The sequence below is a fragment of the Leptospira soteropolitanensis genome, from assembly GCF_026151655.1.
Taxonomy (GTDB): Bacteria; Spirochaetota; Leptospiria; order Leptospirales; family Leptospiraceae; genus Leptospira_A; species Leptospira_A soteropolitanensis.
The window spans coordinates 249256-267515 of record NZ_JAMQPN010000001.1; the positions used below are offsets into that span (position 1 = coordinate 249256).

17 protein-coding genes are annotated in these 18260 nt (G+C 37.6%); 9 read left to right on the plus strand and 8 right to left on the minus strand.

Features of this window, described 5'->3' with window-relative positions; translation table 11 throughout:
- Window positions 1-11: 11 nt before the first annotated feature.
- From ND811_RS01165 to ND811_RS01180, 4 genes are read left to right on the plus strand one after another with little or no spacing between them, the layout of a single operon-like run.
- Window positions 12-1064 carry a putative peptidyl-prolyl cis-trans isomerase gene (locus tag ND811_RS01165; protein ID WP_265350744.1) on the plus strand — a complete coding sequence of 351 codons (1053 nt, stop codon included), beginning with the start codon at window positions 12-14 and terminating at the stop codon, window positions 1062-1064.
- Window positions 1064-2614, plus strand: a complete 1551-nt coding sequence (locus ND811_RS01170) for a spiro-SPASM protein (protein ID WP_265350743.1) — start codon at window positions 1064-1066, stop codon at window positions 2612-2614. The genes ND811_RS01165 and ND811_RS01170 overlap by 1 nt, the downstream gene beginning before the upstream one ends.
- Entirely contained in the window at window positions 2589-4199 is a 1611-nt protein-coding gene (locus ND811_RS01175; RefSeq protein WP_265350742.1) for a cytidylyltransferase domain-containing protein, read from the plus strand. Before ND811_RS01170 ends, ND811_RS01175 begins: the two co-directional genes overlap by 26 nt.
- Window positions 4189-5202 (plus strand): tetratricopeptide repeat protein, encoded by a 1014-nt coding sequence (locus tag ND811_RS01180; protein WP_265350741.1) that lies wholly within the window; start codon window positions 4189-4191, stop codon window positions 5200-5202. Before ND811_RS01175 ends, ND811_RS01180 begins: the two co-directional genes overlap by 11 nt.
- A 1-nt stretch (window position 5203) precedes the next feature.
- Here the strand turns inward: ND811_RS01180 and ND811_RS01185 are convergent, their stop codons facing one another.
- From ND811_RS01185 to ND811_RS01195, 3 genes are read right to left on the minus strand one after another with little or no spacing between them, the layout of a single operon-like run.
- A complete protein-coding gene (locus tag ND811_RS01185) occupies window positions 5204-5875 on the minus strand; it encodes a response regulator transcription factor (RefSeq protein ID WP_135609247.1) in 672 nt (223 codons plus the stop codon).
- Between the two features lie 11 nt (window positions 5876-5886).
- Window positions 5887-7284: an NAD(P)(+) transhydrogenase (Re/Si-specific) subunit beta gene (locus ND811_RS01190; RefSeq protein WP_265350740.1), complete on the minus strand. Its 1398-nt coding sequence runs from the start codon at window positions 7282-7284 to the stop codon at window positions 5887-5889.
- Window positions 7284-7574 carry an NAD(P) transhydrogenase subunit alpha part 2 gene (locus ND811_RS01195; RefSeq protein WP_265350739.1) on the minus strand — a complete coding sequence of 97 codons (291 nt, stop codon included), beginning with the start codon at window positions 7572-7574 and terminating at the stop codon, window positions 7284-7286. The genes ND811_RS01190 and ND811_RS01195 overlap by 1 nt, the downstream gene beginning before the upstream one ends.
- Before the next feature lie 175 nt (window positions 7575-7749).
- Here ND811_RS01195 and ND811_RS01200 point away from each other — a divergent pair, with 175 nt between their 5' ends.
- The 3 genes from ND811_RS01200 to ND811_RS01210 all read left to right on the plus strand — a co-directional run bounded on the left by ND811_RS01200 (window position 7750) and on the right by ND811_RS01210 (window position 10702).
- Complete coding sequence (locus ND811_RS01200; RefSeq protein ID WP_265350738.1) at window positions 7750-9477, plus strand: hypothetical protein; 1728 nt, start codon at window positions 7750-7752, stop codon at window positions 9475-9477.
- 58 nt (window positions 9478-9535) lie between these two features.
- The gene (locus tag ND811_RS01205) at window positions 9536-9985 is read left to right on the plus strand and encodes an Rrf2 family transcriptional regulator (RefSeq protein ID WP_265350737.1); all 450 of its coding nucleotides are present in this window, start codon (window positions 9536-9538) and stop codon (window positions 9983-9985) included.
- Between the two features lie 69 nt (window positions 9986-10054).
- Complete coding sequence (locus tag ND811_RS01210; protein ID WP_265350736.1) at window positions 10055-10702, plus strand: NAD(P)-dependent oxidoreductase; 648 nt, start codon at window positions 10055-10057, stop codon at window positions 10700-10702.
- Between the two features lie 246 nt (window positions 10703-10948).
- Here the strand turns inward: ND811_RS01210 and ND811_RS01215 are convergent, their stop codons facing one another.
- The 5 genes from ND811_RS01215 to purF all read right to left on the minus strand — a co-directional run bounded on the left by ND811_RS01215 (window position 10949) and on the right by purF (window position 16376).
- Entirely contained in the window at window positions 10949-12253 is a 1305-nt protein-coding gene (locus ND811_RS01215) for an SBBP repeat-containing protein (RefSeq protein ID WP_265350735.1), read from the minus strand.
- Between the two features lie 127 nt (window positions 12254-12380).
- Window positions 12381-13802 carry an SBBP repeat-containing protein gene (locus ND811_RS01220; protein ID WP_265350734.1) on the minus strand — a complete coding sequence of 474 codons (1422 nt, stop codon included), beginning with the start codon at window positions 13800-13802 and terminating at the stop codon, window positions 12381-12383.
- A gap of 16 nt (window positions 13803-13818) precedes the next feature.
- Window positions 13819-14574: a 7-cyano-7-deazaguanine synthase QueC gene (gene queC / locus ND811_RS01225; RefSeq protein ID WP_265350733.1), complete on the minus strand. Its 756-nt coding sequence runs from the start codon at window positions 14572-14574 to the stop codon at window positions 13819-13821.
- Window positions 14575-14949: a 6-carboxytetrahydropterin synthase QueD gene (queD, locus tag ND811_RS01230; RefSeq protein WP_265350732.1), complete on the minus strand. Its 375-nt coding sequence runs from the start codon at window positions 14947-14949 to the stop codon at window positions 14575-14577.
- Window positions 14949-16376 (minus strand): amidophosphoribosyltransferase, encoded by a 1428-nt coding sequence (purF, locus tag ND811_RS01235; RefSeq protein WP_265350731.1) that lies wholly within the window; start codon window positions 16374-16376, stop codon window positions 14949-14951. Before purF ends, queD begins: the two co-directional genes overlap by 1 nt.
- Window positions 16377-16417: 41 nt before the next feature.
- On the opposite strand from purF, the gene ND811_RS01240 reads away from it, so the two are divergent.
- Window positions 16418-17638: a ribonuclease D gene (locus ND811_RS01240; RefSeq protein ID WP_265350730.1), complete on the plus strand. Its 1221-nt coding sequence runs from the start codon at window positions 16418-16420 to the stop codon at window positions 17636-17638.
- Window positions 17635-18258, plus strand: a complete 624-nt coding sequence (locus ND811_RS01245; RefSeq protein ID WP_407658856.1) for an NUDIX hydrolase — start codon at window positions 17635-17637, stop codon at window positions 18256-18258. Before ND811_RS01240 ends, ND811_RS01245 begins: the two co-directional genes overlap by 4 nt.
- Window positions 18259-18260: the final 2 nt, after the last annotated feature.

Here is an 18260-nt window from a genome sequence, read left to right on the forward strand (position 1 = left end):
TTTACGACCGTATGCAAAAAGGATCACGAATGTCTCGAATTTTCGTTTTGTTTTTTGCATCGGTTTTTGTCTTTAGTCCTCTATTTGCCCCTAACCCAAGTTTAAGTTCTTACGAGTCTTTAAATTCTGTTTTAGCCATTGTTGGCCCAAGGTCTATTTCTAGTTTGGATTATGAAGAAGGTGTAGAGCGTTATAAAAATCTATCCCGCTTTTTTCCAAATTACCGTAAAAAAGGATCTCTGCATGCCCAAGTCATCGATTTTTTAATTGATAGAGCCGTCGTAGACAATGTTGCAGATGAGGAATCCGTTCAGGTAAACGAAAAACGAATCGAAGCAGAAATCCAGAAACGAATGGAAGCACAGGGGATTACCGACCTAGAACAATTCAAAAAGTCGGTTCAATCACAGTTTAACTTACCTTACGAAGTATGGTTGGAAGATTTACCTTACCAAATTAAAAAAGGACAACTTCTACAGATTAAGGTAAGTCCGCCCTTACCTTCCGAACAAGAAGTGCAATCTTGGTATAACAAAAATAAGGCGAAAGTAGGTTCGGAATTCAAGTTTCGAGAAATTGTTTTTTCTCCTGCGAATTCTTCCATTGATGAAGAGACAAGAATTTTCAACGAACTCACAGAGATTCGAAATAAATCTTTAAAAGATCCTTCTTTTTTTAAGTTGGTTGCATCTGGTCCAAGAAACGAATCTAGATATCGTTTGAATGGGGGACTCGTCAATTGGGTTCCCACTTTTGAATTGTACAAAACTCAACCAACCACTGCTTCTGTATTGGCACAAGTTGGTGGTCAGGGTAAGATATCTGAAGTATTCCGAGATGATCGCAAAAGATACTGTTTGGTTTTTGTGGAAGGAATGAGACCCACTCCTCTTGATGCCGTTAGAAAAGGAATACAAGGATTTTTATTTCGAGAAAAGGAACAAACTTCATTTGAAGAATGGGTATCCACTACAAGAAAGGCGACTTCTATTTCAATTTTTGATCCCATTTATATCAAAGAACATAACATCAATAATCCGGAAGAAAAATACAATACAGATTAATGATGAATAGAAAGGAATATAATCCAAGTTTTGCGGTAGTTTACTTAGACAACCAATCAATTCAATTTTTAGATCAAAATTTTAAAATAGAATTATGGGAAGAATTTACAAATCGCCTCTCGAAAGTTTTTCCTGAAATACCAATTCATATCAATTCCAACACATCGCTTTTACAAAAGTTAAATTCCACTTCGTTAAAAAATCGGATCATTCTCCATGAAGATGTTTCAAAGGAATATGATTTTTTACTCAGATTAGGCAAACTATTGCCTGAATCAAAATTCAAAGATCCAGATTGGGATGAGGTTTGTTTCCTTTATTTCACTGGCATTTCTCCTCTATTGGATACTGAACTAACGGAGAAAGCTTGGAATCGCCATAAAAACTTTTTTAGTCAGTATTCCTATTCGGAAAACTTACCACCAGGACTTACACCGACGATCATCACTCGGGAATTTCTAACTTCTTTACCAGACGTACTGACCACCGACATCCATTCTTTTTTTATAAAAAATATCAACCAATATGATGTAGATATTTTTTATAAAGCACCGGACCTTCGACAGCTTCGTTTGGATTTTCGACTCTCCTCTTTTCGTTCGTTAACTCTCATCCAAGGGCTATTGCCTTTTGGAAAAGATTTAACTTATGAAAATCTCCTCTCCATATTAAAAGAAAACCCTCAGCTATTTCGTAGTGGCCCTACTTATTTGGAATGGGAAATTTATAAAGGTTGTGAGCTTAAGTGTACATTTTGTCCGCGCGAATTTGTCGATTTAGAAAATGATGGAAGTTTTGTTTCTTTAGAGGATGTAAAATCCACCATACACAAACTTAATTCAGAACTTTTATCGCCCATTACCATCAGTTTAACGGGAAATGGGGAACCTCTTCTCCATCCTGATTTTAAAAACGTAGTTTTAGAAATTTTAAAATTAAAAACGCTTTCAGAACTGATTATTGAAACAGCTCTCTACAGAAATACAGAATCCCTGTTGTCCTTAATAGAAAGTTTAAATCCTTCGGAAAAAGAAAAACTTTGTGTCATCGTAAATGTAACGACATTACAACCAGATGTTTACAAATCCTTATATGGAAAGTCAGAACTGGAAAAAGTGCTTGGTACGATTGATTTACTATCGCAATCACTTCCCAATCAATCGTTACATGTGCAGATGATAAAGATGAAGGAAGTAGAAGAAGAAATTGATCCTTATTTTACTTTCTTTGAGAAAAAAGGAATCAATGTGATTCTACAAAAATACAATACATTTGCAAACAAACTCATTGAACGTCGGGTAAGCGATCTTACTCCTATTCATAGAGATTTTTGTTGGCATTTGGCGCGAGATTTATCTGTTTCAGTAGATGGAAAAGTTGCCATTTGCAAACAGAATCAATCGGAAGTGGTTGGAAATTTATATAAAGAATCTCTCGGAGTCGTTTGGCAAAAAGGTTTAGAATTTTTTAAACATAGCTTTCATGGCGAACATGATAAAATTCCTGCCCCTTGTTTGAATTGTGATGAGTGGTATACTTTCAACGCGTGATTGTTTTGCCTTCATTCAGGCAAGACTAGGCTCCACTCGCTTTCCGAAAAAAATTTTAAAGTCCATCCCAGAGGAATCAAATACTTCAGTCCTTGATCATATCCACAATCGCCTTTCCACTATTTTTCCCAAAGAACAGATTGTTTTTTTAGTTCCCGAAGGTGATAGAGAACTCATTGAATTTTTGCAAAACAAAAACTACCAATATTTTGTTGGATCGGAATCTGACGTTCGAGATAGATTCCGAAAAGCTTGTCTTCATTTCAAAGCGAAACATATTTTTCGCCTAACGGGAGATAATCCATTTATTGATTTAGAATCCATCCGATATTTGTATGAAGCAATCACTTATATTTCTGATCCATATTATAGTCTATCTATGGTTGGATTGCCATTGGGAATGGGAGTAGAATGTTTTTCAGCAAATTCTCTTTTGTTAGATGCTAAAGGTCCAATACCCGAACGACATACGGAGCATGTTTCTCTTCATATCAAAGAACACCCAGAAATCCATAAACAAATCCGATTGTCAGCGCCGCATCTCAATCATTTCGTAGATATAAATCCAAGTACCCTTCGCATCACAGTCGATGAATCCAAAGACTATGAACTCGTTTGTTCTTTGTGGGAAAAATTAGGAACCAAAGATCCATTCTTTGGGGCCAAAGAAGTGATTCAGTTGGCAAAAGACCAACCAGAATTTTTTTTAGTCAATGCTTCTGTAGAACAAGTGACTTTTCCCTTACCCAAAGAAGGCCGAAAATCCAAACAAGTACGAATTGTTTATGGAGAACCTTCCCTCTTTGGAAGTGGACACTATGAACGATGTAAATCTTTGTCTGTATTTTTGGAGATGAATGGATATGATATAATACTCTCTGACAAACCAGACCTCGAATCTAGAGATCTACCACAGATTCTAGATATAAGAGAAAATGAATTTCCCTTACACAATTTATTTTATATAGATAATCTCCATCATTTGCCAAACAAATCCAATTCTAGTTTTTTTCTACCAAATCCAATGATACCGATCCATCAGGGAGATCCTATTTCGTATTTTAATTCTCCCTTATCTGAATTGGATTGGAACCAAAAAACCATTCCTGGACAAGTTCTTGTATATGCTGGTAGTTTAGGAAAAGAAGAATCGGAACTAATCGATAGGTATCTGTTGCAATTTCTAAATTCAAATACAGCTGAAACAATAGTTAATATCGATTCAGTGGTTCGCATTGGAGGAACACCTCCCATAAACCAAAATGTAAATTTTATTTCCAGAATTTCCTATATCGAATTTTTAAAACAAATTCAAAAATCTGAATTGGTTCTTACTTACTTTGGCCAAACAATGATGGAATCTATTGGATATGGAAAAAAAGTTTGTTTGATTGGAATCACACCAATACATGAATCCTTAGGAAAATTTGCAGAAGAAAAATTAGGAATTCCCTATTTAGGTTCTTTATCTGAATTAAAAGATTATAAACAATTTCCCAACCTTTTTCCTAATCCAAAAACAAAATTAGTTCGCGATGCTCACTTAAAAATATTGAAATGGTTAGAATCAATTTATGAAAGCTAAAATACAAATTTTATTCTTCGCTATTCTTCTCTTACTCTTCACAAATCCTATATTGACTCAAACAGAAGATAAAGAAACCATCGAAATCAATGCAAAAATTGAATTAGAAAAAGTCAGTCGCAATATCATCAATGCACTTCGTTATGGAAGATTTCTTTTAGCAGACACGGAATGGAAAAAAATCCAATCCGATGTTTATAAATCCTATCCTGAGTATGATTATTTAAATGGAAGTTTGTTATACTCTAGAATGGAATGGCAGGAGGCAAAAGAAAGTTTAAACAAAGCTCTCAAAAAAGAACCAAACCATGAGGCCGCAAGTTTTTTACTCGGTATGATCTATGCTCAGGAAGATAGTTGGTCCGAGGCAAAAGATACTTGGATCGAAACCAATCAAATTTCCCCATACAATCCTTTTTATCATTACAACTTAGGTCTTGCTTATTTTATATTAAAAGATTACAACAATGCCATTGTATCTTTAAACAAATCTTTAGAATACAAAGCAAACTACAATGAAGCAAAACTCATTTTAGCAAAAACCTATTTAGAACTAAATGAAACGGAAAAAGCCAAAGTTGAACTTTCCACCATTCTAGAACAAGATCCAAAACACATCCAAGCATCCCATTTAATGGGCCGCGTGGTCTATTTAACCGAAAAAGATCCGAAAAAATCTCTTACTTATTTAAAAAACCAAAGAGTCCTCGGATGGAGAGAAAAAAAAATATATGCACGATGTTATTTTGAAATTCGTAAGTGGAAAGACGCTGAAAACCTACTTCGTCCAATCGCCTATTCACCGTTTGCTGATGAGTATGACCAAAGTTTTTATTTAAACTTACTTTTAAATTTAGGTTATGATGAAAGAGCCAACGACTTCTTTCATTTCATCCAGAAACAATCTCAAAACGAATCTAAAATTGCAGAAGCTTATAGAATGTTACTCTCTTCCCGAGAGGGAAAAGATTTACTCTATCACTATTTTAAACTTAGGTATTAAATTACGAAACGACGATATCCGTTTTGGCTTGGGTGTATTTCCATTCCACAGCCACTCGAATGAGTTTTTCGTTCTCAGTGATGCTGAGTTTGGATTTAATACGGGAACGTAAAGTTTCAATGGTGGAAGGAGCAAGACCCATATTGGCAGCAATTTCTTTGACCGGCATTCCTTCCCCAATCATGAGAAACACTTCCAATTCACGATTGGACAATCTGTCGATAGGATCTTTTTCGTCTTTTTGAGAAGCTCTGTACAAATGTCCGAGCAGACGAGTGGCTTGCGAAGAACTGACAAAATAATCTCCCTTAAGCACAGTGTGGATGGCTTCTACAATTTGAGTGGTTGTATCTTCTTTAAAAACATAACCCATAGCACCCAATTTAAAGGCACGATCTACAAAGGTATCGTCCGTCAACATACTGATGATGATGACGGCAATATTAGGAAAAGTTGTTCTAAGACGTTTGAGCAACTGCAAACCATTCTGGTTTTGTTTGAGTTGGATATCAATCAATACCAAACTTGGCTGCAGTTTTTCTATATCATTAAATGATGTTTCAATGTTATCCGCACTCCCGATGCACTCTAAATCTTCCGATTTAGCAATTAGGTTTTGTAGTGCATCTACTACAAGAGGGTGGTCATCAACGATATAGACTTGTTTCTTCATATTTTCCGGCTCTAAGATTCTTTTAAAGCTGTGATCATCTCTTGTGTTGCTTTTTTACCATCGCCAAACAACATCAAACAGTTGTCAGCAATGAAGAGTGGGTTAGGCACTCCTGCAAATCCTGGACTAAGGGAACGTTTGATCACAACAACTGTCTTAGCATTTCCAACATCCAAAATAGGCATACCAGCAATTGGTGACTTTGGATCCGTTTTTGCAAGAGGGTTTGTCACGTCATTCGCCCCATTGACTATCACAACATCAACATTTTCGAAAGTACTATTGATCTCGTCCATCTCTTTCAATCGATCATAAGGAATATCTGCTTCTGCAAGTAAAACGTTCATGTGACCAGGCATACGACCTGCGACTGGATGGATTGCAAATGTGACATCAATACCGCGTGCGGTTAAAAGTTGGTATAAGTCACGTACCGTGTGTTGCGCTTGCGCTACAGCCATACCATAACCAGGGACAATCACTACACTTCGTGCGACATCTAACAACATTGCCACTTCTTCAGCACTTGTCGATTTGACTTTACCTGAGTAAAAATCGCCATCATCTTTCATTTCTGTAGCGACAGCCCCGAATCCACCGAAGAGTACATTCGTCAAACTACGATTCATCGCTTTACACATGATTTGTGTTAGAATAATTCCAGAAGCACCTACAAGAGATCCAGAAATAATAAGAACATTATTATTAAGAACAAATCCTGTTGCAGATGCGGCAATCCCTGAATAAGAGTTAAGAAGAGAGATCACAACTGGCATGTCGGCTCCACCAATGGGAATCACAAGGAAAATACCAAGAAGTAAACTCACACCACTAAGAATCCAATAAATGGATTCATCGGTTGGAACTAGACATCCATATACACCAAGTCCAACAGCAGTAAGACCAACTAAAATTTTAACAAGTTGGTCGCCAGGATAACGAACCGCTTTTTCAGTAATAAAACCTTGTAACTTACCGAAGGCGATAAAACTTCCTGAGAAGGTAATCCCACCAACAATGGCAGAGAATACAATGGAAACAATCTCTTGATAGTTGACTGCAAATGCATACTTGGGAATAGAAAGTTGTAAGGCAGCACCTGCTACAAATACAGAAGCAATTCCGCCAAATCCATTGAGAACGGCAACAAGTTGTGGCATAGCAGTCATTTGGATTTTGATCGCCAAAATGATTCCGATGAGTGATCCGATAAGGACCCCAACAAGAATCCAATCATACGTTAAGATGGCTTGGTCAAAGAGGGTCGCAACCACTGCAATGAGCATACCCAAAGCACCGAGTAAATTTCCTCTGGTTGCAGTTTTCGGATGTGCCAACTGTTTGATTCCAACGATAAAAAGGATGGAAGCAACTAAGTAAGAAAGGTTAAGGATGCTAATCAATTCCATTATTTTGGTGTATCCTTCTTCTTAAACATTCCGAGCATTCTGTGAGTCACAAGAAACCCACCTACTACGTTGATTGTAGCAAAAATAACAGAGAGGAGTCCCAAAATTTTGGTCATATTGCTCTCTTGGATCCCGGCAGCATAAAGCGCACCAATCAAGGTAATGCCGGAAATGGCGTTGGAACCCGACATAAGAGGGGTGTGGAGGATGGGAGGGATTTTTGTGATGATTTCAAATCCCACGAAGATCGCGAGGACGAAAATCGTGACGGCTGTAACAAATATTTCCATAAACTAGTAGTAGTTATGGAAAAAATGGCCATTTTGGAAACAAAATTTTCAGGAATTTTACTCACGAAGTGTTCTGAATTCATAAAAGAAACAGGATTCTAAGGCAATTTCAGTCAGGTTTCTACTTTGTTTTGACAAAACCCGCGAAGCCACTACGCTCATTGGTAGTTTCCAGATGAAATTCTTTTTTATTTTCCTTATCCTTCTTTTCAATTGCCAGGTAAGTTGGTATCATACTCGGGTTTCCAAAAATGAGGCTAAAGAAATGCCGATTTCAGAAGCAGAAAGTGTACTGGCAGATTCAGGCACTGCTTGTTTTATTTCTAGTATCAAGTTTCAAGAGCAGGAACTTTCAAATGAATCCTCAACTAAATTGAATTCCATGATTGATACTCAATTCATAGAAAACATTCGAACCAATTTAAATCTTAAAAACTCCAATACAAAACATATCAAACATATTTATGGAGTTCCAAAATCCTGGCCTTATTTGAAAGAATTAAAATCCATTCGTTCAGATAAGACATTTGAACGGTTTAAACAAATTCAAAATCTTCCCATTGACACTCATTATAAAAAAACTCTAATCAAATACGCCGAAATAGCAGATGCTGATACATACTTTGTTACAAACGAAGATATTTTACTTAGTTTCTTAGAATTTGAAAATTGCGACACATATTATCAGTTGCATTATACCAAAAAGGAAAAAGACAATTACAACGTCGTTTTGTTTTTAATCACACTTGGGATTCTTCCAACTGCAAATTACGAAAATCATTACTTCACTGTTTATAAACGAAACGCCTTTGAATTGAAACCCACCTCCATTACGTATAAGTTTGGTTACAGAAGAGTTCTTACCTGGCTTCTCTTACCTACATTTAATTTTTTTAATGAAGTAGAAAATTATAACAAAGATTATCGTTTTGTAGATCATGCAAAAGACCAATTTTTATCGGCGATCGAAAATAAATATAGCCAACCTTTACCCATCAAACATTTGAATCCTGTATATGGTGATATTATTGGTAACATGTATTCCTCCGGTTCAGATTTTTTTAAAACACAAATCCCAGTGGATACACGATATGCCGTGATTCGTGATGGTAAACAAAATGTTAGTTTCTATGACCCCATCCGCGGCCTTTACAAAATTCAAGTCATCAATGTGAATTCAAAAATAAATTCAGACATAATTACTGAGGGGCTTGAAAAAACGTTAAAGACATTTATCACAACAAGTCTTTTGGATAAAGTTAAGAAAAACTATCCAAAGTCAGCAATCCTTCATGAAATGTACACACCCGAATACCGAGATGGCACCTACACCTTTACTTTAGAAATTGCGAAGCCAGAACCTGGGAACGATCAGTTCAAAAAAGAATATTTTGTATTTTCTTGTTTTAAATCACAAAGCCAAATTTTTCTATTATCTCGGAGTTTTCCTAACGATACAAATCTTGGAAACTTATCAAAGTTATCCGAATCAAACATTTTAGATTTTTATTCACAGATAACTTTCCAATCCAAATATATCGAACCAAAACCTCTTGACTTAGATATAGCAATGAACGATGGAAAGAAAAAGTCTGAAAACGACACCGATGAAGATAATAATAATAATAATAATGATGAAGAAGATGATGAGGAGGAGGAAAATGAGGAAGAATTAGCAGGCGGCGGTTCCGTTGGAGGTGAATCGGGTCAAATTGATTTAGGTGGACTATTTTCTATTTTAAAAGAAAGAACTCATATTCCGAGGAGCAAACTAGATATCAAACCAGGACGTTTTAAATTCAACAATGCTCGGTTCAATCCGCCCAAAATGAATAGTTCTAAGTTTCATATCAAACCGGGTAGAACCAAAAATTTTTCCAAACCGAGTAAATGGCGACGGTAAAGAGTTTAAAACTTGCGATAAAAACCACCTGTAACAATTGTAGTTACAAGTAGTCTTTATGTCTATCCCGAGTCGGTACTCTGTTGCCATACATATTTTAACTATTTTGGAAATGAATGGGGAAGCTTCGTCCGAAGAGATTGCAAGTTCTGTGGGCACTAATCCAGCAATCATTCGTTTGTTACTTGGAAAACTAAAGAAAGCAGGCATCATCTATGCTCGTCGAGGCATCAAAGGATCTACTTTATCAAAACCCGCACGGGAGATCAACTTACTTGATATATATAAAGCTACTGAAAATGAAGATGCCTTGTTTCTTTTACATGAAAATCCAAATCCAAATTGCCCTATCGGAAAAAATATTCAAAACACTCTTACGGGAATTCTAGAGGAAACACAAAAAGCTATGGAAGATAAACTTTCAAAATACAATTTATCTGATGTTAGTTCAGAGATTCGCCAAAGGACAGAATTCAAAAAGAAAGGATTATTTAAAAAACAAGCTTAGGTGTTAAAATTTTTTTGATTAAAGATGTAATAATGTAAGTTACAACAAAACAATTAATAGGAGATAAAAATGAAAATTACATTAATCGGAGCCACAGGTTTTATCGGTAGTAAAACTTTAGATGAAAGTTTAAACAAAGGATACCAGGTGACGGCAATTCTGCGGGATCCGAATAAACTAAAACTGGAACACCCAAACTTAAAGAAAATCAAAGGAGATATCTTTGATACAGATGGTTTGGCAAAAATCATAGCAGGTTCAGATGCTGTTTTAGATTCTTACAATCCAGGTTGGACAGATCCCAATATTCGAGATAACATGATAAAGGGTTCTTTGTCGATTCTCAACGCTACAAAAAAAGCTGGAGTCAAAAGAATCATTGTTATGGGTGGTGCAGGATCATTAGAAGTACAACCTGGATTACAATTGATTGACACTCCTGAGTTTCCAAAAGAATATTTTGCCGGTGCAGATGGTGCCAGACAAATTCTAAACCACTTACGATCAGAAAATGACTTAGAATGGACCTTTCTTTCTCCTTCAGCAGTCATTGATCCAGAAGGACCAAAAACAGGTAAGTATCGGGTCTCTAAAGAGTCTCTACTGGTTGACTCCAATGGACAGAGCCGTATTTCCCTGGCCGACTTAGTAAAAGCTTTTGTAGATGAACTTGAAGATAGAAATCATATAAAAAGTCGATTTACAGTCGGTTATTAGTTCAAATAAACTTAAAATACATTCGTACCGCATTGCAACAAACGGTTACGAATGTATTTTTAATTCAATCGGTGATTTGTTAAAAGACCGTTGACGCTGAAATATAAAATCCTCTCATGATCTCTTTACCATTTGAGAGTTTACTATTTTCATAAAATAAACTATTAGATAACGAACTAAATAGAATGTATGTATCTCCTAAGTTTTCATATTTAAAATATGCATAATTGTAATTTTTCTTTGAACCTATTGATACTTACTTAAAAAAGCATCGTTTGTTCCTTGTTTGATTTGGCCATCAAAACTTCCATCAGTAGATCCAGACACATATAAAGTTCCGTACTTATCAGAGGAAATTCCCCTTCCATAAATAGTGGAACTACTATTTCCCGAAATACGAATCCAAATCAGATTTCCATTTGCATCGTATTTAGAGAGATAGGAATCTTGCGTTCCGACCAAACTAAAACCAGGTAAATTTCCAGTACTACTTCCAACTGTATAAATATGAGATGCATTATCGGCGTAAATACCGTAAGAAAAAGTGTTACTGGAACCTCCTCCGCCAAGCAGACGTGTCCAAACTTTTTCTCCAGAAACCTTGTATCGAGTTAAAAATTGAACGATAGATCCTGACTTTGTTTGGCCATCAATATCTGCATTCGCATCTCCTGTAATATACACTGATCCTTTTTGATCCACAGATATAGCTCTTGCACTAGTAGTCCCACCTGAAACTCCCAGGAGTCGAACCCATTGAATGTTTCCATTCGTGCTTAAGGAAAGTAAATAGGAATCCATCAATCCACCGGGCAATGAATTTCCGAAAAAAGTTCCAGTGCCACCTACCTGTCCTGCGATTAAGATACTTTTCGAATACGAATCATATTGCATCTGTTGCCCATAGGAACTTGGCCCACCATTATCAATAAGCCTTGTCCAAATATAATCCCCGCCGCGACTATACTTAAAGATAAAAGTATTTCTTCCGCCAAGAGCAGTTTCTCCGTTGATGACTTGTTCTTCGGTATTGCCAGTGATATAAACATTTCCATCAGTATCCGTAGTGACTCCCGATCCTAATGTTTCACTTCCCGTTGGGAAAATTCTTGTCCAGAGTACAAGTCCAGAGGGATGCACTTTGAGAAGTAAACTTCCTGCACCATTTCCTGAATATTCATTGAATGGACCACCGGAAGAACCGACGATATACAAATCACCCCACTTATCAAAATGTGCCACTTCGGCATAAGTGGAAGCAATGCCTGTACTACCCACTTGACGAACCCACAAAAGATTTCCATTACTATCAAATTTTGCTATTAAGATATCATTATAAGAACTTGGAGATATTTTTGGTTGTCCAGCAAGGGAGCCTGTCGTAGTTCCCACTAAATATACGTTTCCAGAACGATCAGTGGCAGTGGATTGCCCGGCTGTTAGAACACCACCTGTGGCACCTAAAAACTTTGTCCATTGTTTGATCCCTTGGTTGTCCTGAGGGATTTCAATACAGTCAATTTCCCCAAGTAAACAGCGTAATAATTCCATTTTCCAAAAGGAATTGGAGCGCGGATCTGCGGGGTTGTTCAATGACAAAGGTTTACATAAGCTAAAAGCCAAAATCGTTAGGTATAAAAAGAATCGCATTTGCATAAAAAAGTTCTAACTATGGAAATTATTTATATTGAATGACAAATGCATCTTTTGCACCTGTTTTTATTTGGCCATCAAAGTTTCCCGTTGTCCCACCTGTCAGAAAGATGGTTCCATAACGGTCTGAAGACAAAGCCATCCCATCTAAAGTAACAGATGGGCTTCCAGATAGTCTTGTCCATTCTAAGTTTCCATTAAAATGATATTTAGACAAATAAACATCCTGCGCTCCATTCAAACTAACACCCGATAGATTCCCAGTTGTCCAACCAGTTGTATATACGTTCCCAGCATTGTCGGCATAAACACCCCGAGAAGTAGTGGTTGTTCCTATGCCGGCTCCTCGTAGCTTTGTCCATTCTCTAACTCCGCCCACTTTGTATTTTATAAGGATCTCAGCAGTTGCACCAGAAAAAGTTTGCCCATCAATCGGCAATCCACTCAATTCACCAGTTAAGTAAATGGATCCTCTTTTATCGGAAGCTATTCCTCGCGCAAAAACACTTGTTCCTGCCTGACCGACAATGTTTGCCCAAGTATTTACGCCATCATCGCGAAAAGCAGCGATAAAACTTCCCTGAGTATTTCCGATGGTTTGGCCTAAAAAAGTTCCAGGTCCCGTGGCATGACCACTCACAAAAAGTTGGTTAGAGAAACGATCGTAGGTAATTTTGTATCCGTAAATCAAACTTCCTGAAGTCTCAGCTAAAATCCGAGTCCATAACAAATTCCCTGTTCGATCATACTTAAATAGAATCAGATTATAAATTCCATTAGCGATTTCTCCGTTAATATTTGTTAATTCAGTATGTCCGGTAACATAAATATTCCCTTGTAAATCAGAAGTGACTCCCACACCGGCAGTCACTAATCCTGAATGTCCATAAAATATTTTTGTCCAAAGTTTTTCTCCTGATGGAGAATACTTTAATAAAACTAAACCATATTCTGTTGAAGTATATTCTCCAAAAGAACCTTGGGTTAGTCCTGTCACAATAATATCACCAAAGGAATCTACATGAATTGACTGCAGATCCGAACCATAATTACTTAAAGAACCCAATTGTCGAACCCACTGGAGGTCTCCTAATGAGTTGTATTTTGCAAGAAATAAATCCGTATTAAAACCAGAAGATACTTTCGTTTGTCCAGGCAGGGCTCCATCCACTTTACCAGCGATATAGTTATTCCCATCGAAATCTGTTGCAGAAGCGAAAGAATTAGTTGCAACAGACGAAGTGCCACCTAACAATCTAGTCCATTGTTTAATGCCTTTGTTTTGTTGTGTAATTTCATAACATGGAACTAGTCTATATACGCAATTCCACAATGCTGTTTCCAAGTAAGCTTTTGACTGGGAGTCAGACGGATTATTGAGATTACTTAGTTTACATTGAAAAGATAGGAGAAGGATAAAGAAAAAAAACAGTATTCGAATTTTCATAGAACCCTTTCAAAATTTATCGAAATGATAAAGCTGGGTCTAAAATTCCAGCTTCCAAAAATCCTTTTGCTCTTAAAATGCAAGAATCACATTTGCCACAAGGTTTCCCAAACACAGGATCATAACAAGAATGCGTTAGGTGGAGTGGTGCGTCTACTTCGATTCCGAGTTCAATAATTTCTTTTTTACCTAAATGCAAAAGTGGAGTTTTGATTTGAATGGAATCACCATCCCCACTCACCCCTTTTTTTGTCCCAAGATTTGCCATCTTTTGAAAGGATTCGATAAATTCAGGCCGGCAATCGGGATATCCAGAATAATCAAGTGCATTGACTCCAATATAAATGGAATCATACCCATGACCTTCCGCGAGTGACAAGGCAAAGGAAAGAAATAAAATATTGCGACCAGGGACATAGGTATTAGGAATTTCTTCTTCGATCCCACTAAACAAGGATTTTGCGTTCTTTCTCACTTTAATTTTTTTTTCGGTGAGAGAACTTCCTAAAAAAAATCCAGGATCCAATTTTTGGATCACATGTTTGATTCCGAGAGTTTTCGCGATTTTTTTACTTTTGATCAGTTCAATTTTATGTTTTTGAGAATAATCAAAAGATAAAGCGAGTATTGGTAATTTTTTGTTTTTGGGATAACCAAATTCTTTGGCTGCAAAATACAAACATGTGGTTGAATCGAGTCCACCTGACAAAAGTACAACGGCACCTTTTTTTTCGGATTTGGGTTTAAGAGAGGAATCCGAAACGGAAACCATTTAACTTTTTGGCCCTCTATAAACACAGGAGCTAGTGCAAGTTTCGTACAAAGTAATTTTATCAAGTAATGGAAGTTTTGGTTTCAATTGGTTCCAGAGCCATACCGCAATGTTTTCGCTCGTAGGATTTTCTAATCCTGGAACCTCATTTAATACATAATGATCTAAATGTTCATCTAAGATTGGTTTTACGATGGATTTTAATTCACCAAAATCCATAATCCAACCCGTATGAGGATCTATTTCCCCTTTGAGATACACAGCAAAACGAAAACTATGGCCATGCATTCTTTTGCATTTATGGCCTTCGGGCACATTGGGTAAAAAATGGGCGGCTTCAAAACCAAAGGTTTTGGAAAGTTCAAGCTCTTCCATTACTCTTCCGTCGCATATTCCGTAAATAGGGACTTTTGGTTTCCAGCATGGTCTTGAAATTCCACAGGATAATTGGACGTAAAACACGCATCGCAAAACCCACCACCCTTATGTCCTTCCACTGCTTTGTGCATTGTATCCAATGTTAAATAAGCCAGGGAATCCACACGAAGATACTTTTGAATTTCTTCAATGGTATGTGTGGACGCAATGAGTTCCTTATGTGTTGGAATGTCAATTCCGTAGTAACAAGGTGCGACTGTTGGCGGTGCCGAAACTCGAAAATGGATTTCTTTAGCACCTGCATTACGAATCATTTTGATGATTTTACGGCTTGTGGTTCCGCGCATCACCGAGTCGTCGATAATCACCACTCGTTTTCCGTTCACTACTTCTTTCACCACATTGTATTTGATTTTCGCACCAAAGTCCCGAATTTTCTGATCCGGTTCAATGAACGTACGACCAATGTAATGAGAACGAATGAGTCCGCTTTGGTAAGGAATCCCTGACTCTTCGCTGTAACCAAGAGCTGCAATATTGGCAGAATCAGGAACTGGAATGATTACATCTGCCTCCACTGGCATAACACGAGCTAGTTGGCGACCGAGAGATTTTCTAACTTTATAAACTGACTCTTCAAAAATGTAAGAATCAGGTCTTGCGAAGTAAATATATTCAAAAATACAAAGACTTGGTTTTGCTTTTGGGAATGGATAAAGAGACCGCATTCCGGTATGATCAATAACAACCATCTCTCCCGGTTCTACGTCTCTTACATATTCGGTATCCGTGATATCGAAAGCGCAAGTTTCAGATGCAAACACGATGGCCCCATCCGAACGTTTCCCCATCACAAGTGGGCGGAAACCATTGGGATCTCGCACAGCAATCAGATATCTAGGAGTTAAAACTAACAGAGAATAGGCACCCCGAACTTGGGCCAGGGATTCACAGAGGGCTTCAAGAAGATCTGTTTTATGGCTTTTTGCCATAAGGTGGACAATGACTTCCGAATCGATGGTGGTTTGGAAAATAGATCCGTCCCGTTCCAAACGATTGCGAATGTCCCACGAGTTGACTAGGTTTCCATTGTGGGCAAGAGCCACAGGACCAAGGTGGGATTCCACACGTATAGGCTGGGCATTCCTGAGAAAACTCGCCCCGGTTGTGGAATACCGGTTGTGACCAATGGCCGCATCGCCAATGAGCTCTTTGATCTTCGGTTGAGTGAAGATATTTGCCACAAGGCCCATATTGGCATACCGGTATAAGTGGGAACCATCCGTTGAGACGATCCCACTGGACTCCTGGCCACGGTGTTGCATCGAGTACAAACCTAGGTAGGTAAAATTAGCAGCTTCCTTGCTATTGTAGATGCCGTATATGGCACATTCTTCTTTTGGTTTGTCAGATTGGAGAATCATTGTTAGAATGACAATTGCAGTATTTCCAAAATCCCAATTAGATGCAAATCAATTCCAACTATATTCTCGTTGATACAGCAAAAGCTTTGGATTTAGCTCTGATCAATCTCAGACAGTCCAAAATCATGTCGATCGACACCGAGTCCTCCGGTTATTACACGTACTACCCCAAAGTTTGCCTCATTCAGATCAATTCTAATGGCAAAAACTACCTGATTGACCCTCTAAAGATCACAAATTTGTCAGCTTTGGGTCCTTTGTTTGAAGATCCGAACATTCTGAAAATTTTTCATTCGGCACAAGATGATATCAAAGCCTTAAAAAGAGATTTTGGGTTTAAGTTTGTGAACACAGCCGATACAATGATTAGTTCTCGGTTGTTATCTTTAGAACAAAGTTCATTATCCCATGTTGTCGAACATTATCATAAAGTTACACTTTCCAAAGTAGAACAGAAGTCTAATTGGGAAATTCGTCCCCTCCAAAAACAACAGCTAAAATACGCAGCCCTCGATACCGCTTATTTAGAATCCATTTGGTTGAAAATGGAAGAAGAACTCAAACGTAGAGGTCTCTACGATGAGGCTAAATCTGAATTTGAATTCATTGCATCTGAAGAGTATGTAGCCAAAGAAGGAGAAGGTTTTTCTCTAGGAAAGTTTCCAGACATACTTAATTTCACTCCGCTGGAACGAAGGAAAATCTTAGAACTACTTCGTTACCGAGATGAAAAAGCAAAACGAATCAACAAAGCAAGTTTTCGAGTTTTTAATAACGACAGGTTATCACAAGCAGTCAAAGAACAACCAAACGAAGAAAAATGTATTGATTGGTTTGGTAAAAAAGACGGAACAGAAATCTACAAACTTTTAATAGCAGAATATAGTGATCCCATTGATACCTCTGAGTTATCCAAACGTCATGGGGAAGACCTAAACGAAGAAGAAAATCACAAATTTGAAAATGCTAAAAAATGGCGACTTCGTATTATGCGTGCTAGACGAATGGAGCACTCACTTCTGCCATCCAATAAACAACTCATAGTCATTTTACGTGCCGCACCAAAAAGTTTAGAAGAACTAAAAGCCCTTCATGTGTTTTCTGATTGGAAAGTACAAAACTACGGGCCTAGTTTACTTGCTGCCATCCAAGGACTTCCTTTTGATTCAATGATCAACCGTTTGGTGGCCATTCGTTCCAAAGAAGCATTTGTTGCCAAACGTAGGAAAAAACAAAACCAAAACTCGAAAGACGAGGGTTGATGTTACCCTATCAGTCCTTTGTAGAAAAACTTTCAAGGGACTTCGATGAAATTCCTGACACAACGGAAGTAAAGTCAGGAGTTATTTTTCCTTTATTCGGATCGAAGGATATAGCAGAAGGAATCATTCTTACAGAACGTTCCAAACATCTAAAATCTCATCCAGGCCAAATTTCATTTCCAGGTGGAGTGAAAGAAAAAGAAGATCCCAATCTCCTCATCACCGCCCTCCGGGAATGGGAAGAAGAGATGGGAGTCAAACGTTCCACCCTAAAGGTTCTCGGAAAACTAGAGGGACTTCATACAAGAACCGGTTTTCATATTACCCCGTTTTTAGCCAGTTACGAAGGTGATTTAACCTTTCATCACAATTCAGAGGAAGTGGACAGGGTCATTCTTCTCCCCTTTTCTGATCTTTGGGCCAAACCTTTTTATGCCATTCAAATCCCAGGTCGGGATCACTTTGCATATTATTTTGATTTGGGCGATAGTCTACTTTGGGGAGCCACTTGTGAAATGATTTTGCGATTCTTAAGAGAGTATTCTTCTTTCAACAGGACTCCCCTACTCGTAAAACCAAATCTCTTAAAACCACCTTTTTTAGATCCCAAATCCCTCTAAGG

Bases quoted from the DNA above. Each gene is read 5' to 3' on its own strand.
- ND811_RS01165 (WP_265350744.1), top strand. From the start codon at position 12: ATGCAAAAAGGATCACGAATGTCTCGAATTTTCGTTTTGTTTTTTGCA.
- ND811_RS01170 (WP_265350743.1), top strand. From the start codon at position 1,064: ATGATGAATAGAAAGGAATATAATCCAAGTTTTGCGGTAGTTTACTTA.
- ND811_RS01175 (WP_265350742.1), top strand. From the start codon at position 2,589: ATGAGTGGTATACTTTCAACGCGTGATTGTTTTGCCTTCATTCAGGCA.
- ND811_RS01180 (WP_265350741.1), top strand. From the start codon at position 4,189: ATGAAAGCTAAAATACAAATTTTATTCTTCGCTATTCTTCTCTTACTC.
- ND811_RS01185 (WP_135609247.1), bottom strand. From the start codon at position 5,875: ATGAAGAAACAAGTCTATATCGTTGATGACCACCCTCTTGTAGTAGAT.
- ND811_RS01190 (WP_265350740.1), bottom strand. From the start codon at position 7,284: ATGGAATTGATTAGCATCCTTAACCTTTCTTACTTAGTTGCTTCCATC.
- ND811_RS01195 (WP_265350739.1), bottom strand. From the start codon at position 7,574: ATGGAAATATTTGTTACAGCCGTCACGATTTTCGTCCTCGCGATCTTC.
- ND811_RS01200 (WP_265350738.1), top strand. From the start codon at position 7,750: ATGAAATTCTTTTTTATTTTCCTTATCCTTCTTTTCAATTGCCAGGTA.
- ND811_RS01205 (WP_265350737.1), top strand. From the start codon at position 9,536: ATGTCTATCCCGAGTCGGTACTCTGTTGCCATACATATTTTAACTATT.
- ND811_RS01210 (WP_265350736.1), top strand. From the start codon at position 10,055: ATGAAAATTACATTAATCGGAGCCACAGGTTTTATCGGTAGTAAAACT.
- ND811_RS01215 (WP_265350735.1), bottom strand. From the start codon at position 12,253: ATGGAATTATTACGCTGTTTACTTGGGGAAATTGACTGTATTGAAATC.
- ND811_RS01220 (WP_265350734.1), bottom strand. From the start codon at position 13,802: ATGAAAATTCGAATACTGTTTTTTTTCTTTATCCTTCTCCTATCTTTT.
- queC (WP_265350733.1), bottom strand. From the start codon at position 14,574: ATGGTTTCCGTTTCGGATTCCTCTCTTAAACCCAAATCCGAAAAAAAA.
- queD (WP_265350732.1), bottom strand. From the start codon at position 14,949: ATGGAAGAGCTTGAACTTTCCAAAACCTTTGGTTTTGAAGCCGCCCAT.
- purF (WP_265350731.1), bottom strand. From the start codon at position 16,376: ATGATTCTCCAATCTGACAAACCAAAAGAAGAATGTGCCATATACGGC.
- ND811_RS01240 (WP_265350730.1), top strand. From the start codon at position 16,418: ATGCAAATCAATTCCAACTATATTCTCGTTGATACAGCAAAAGCTTTG.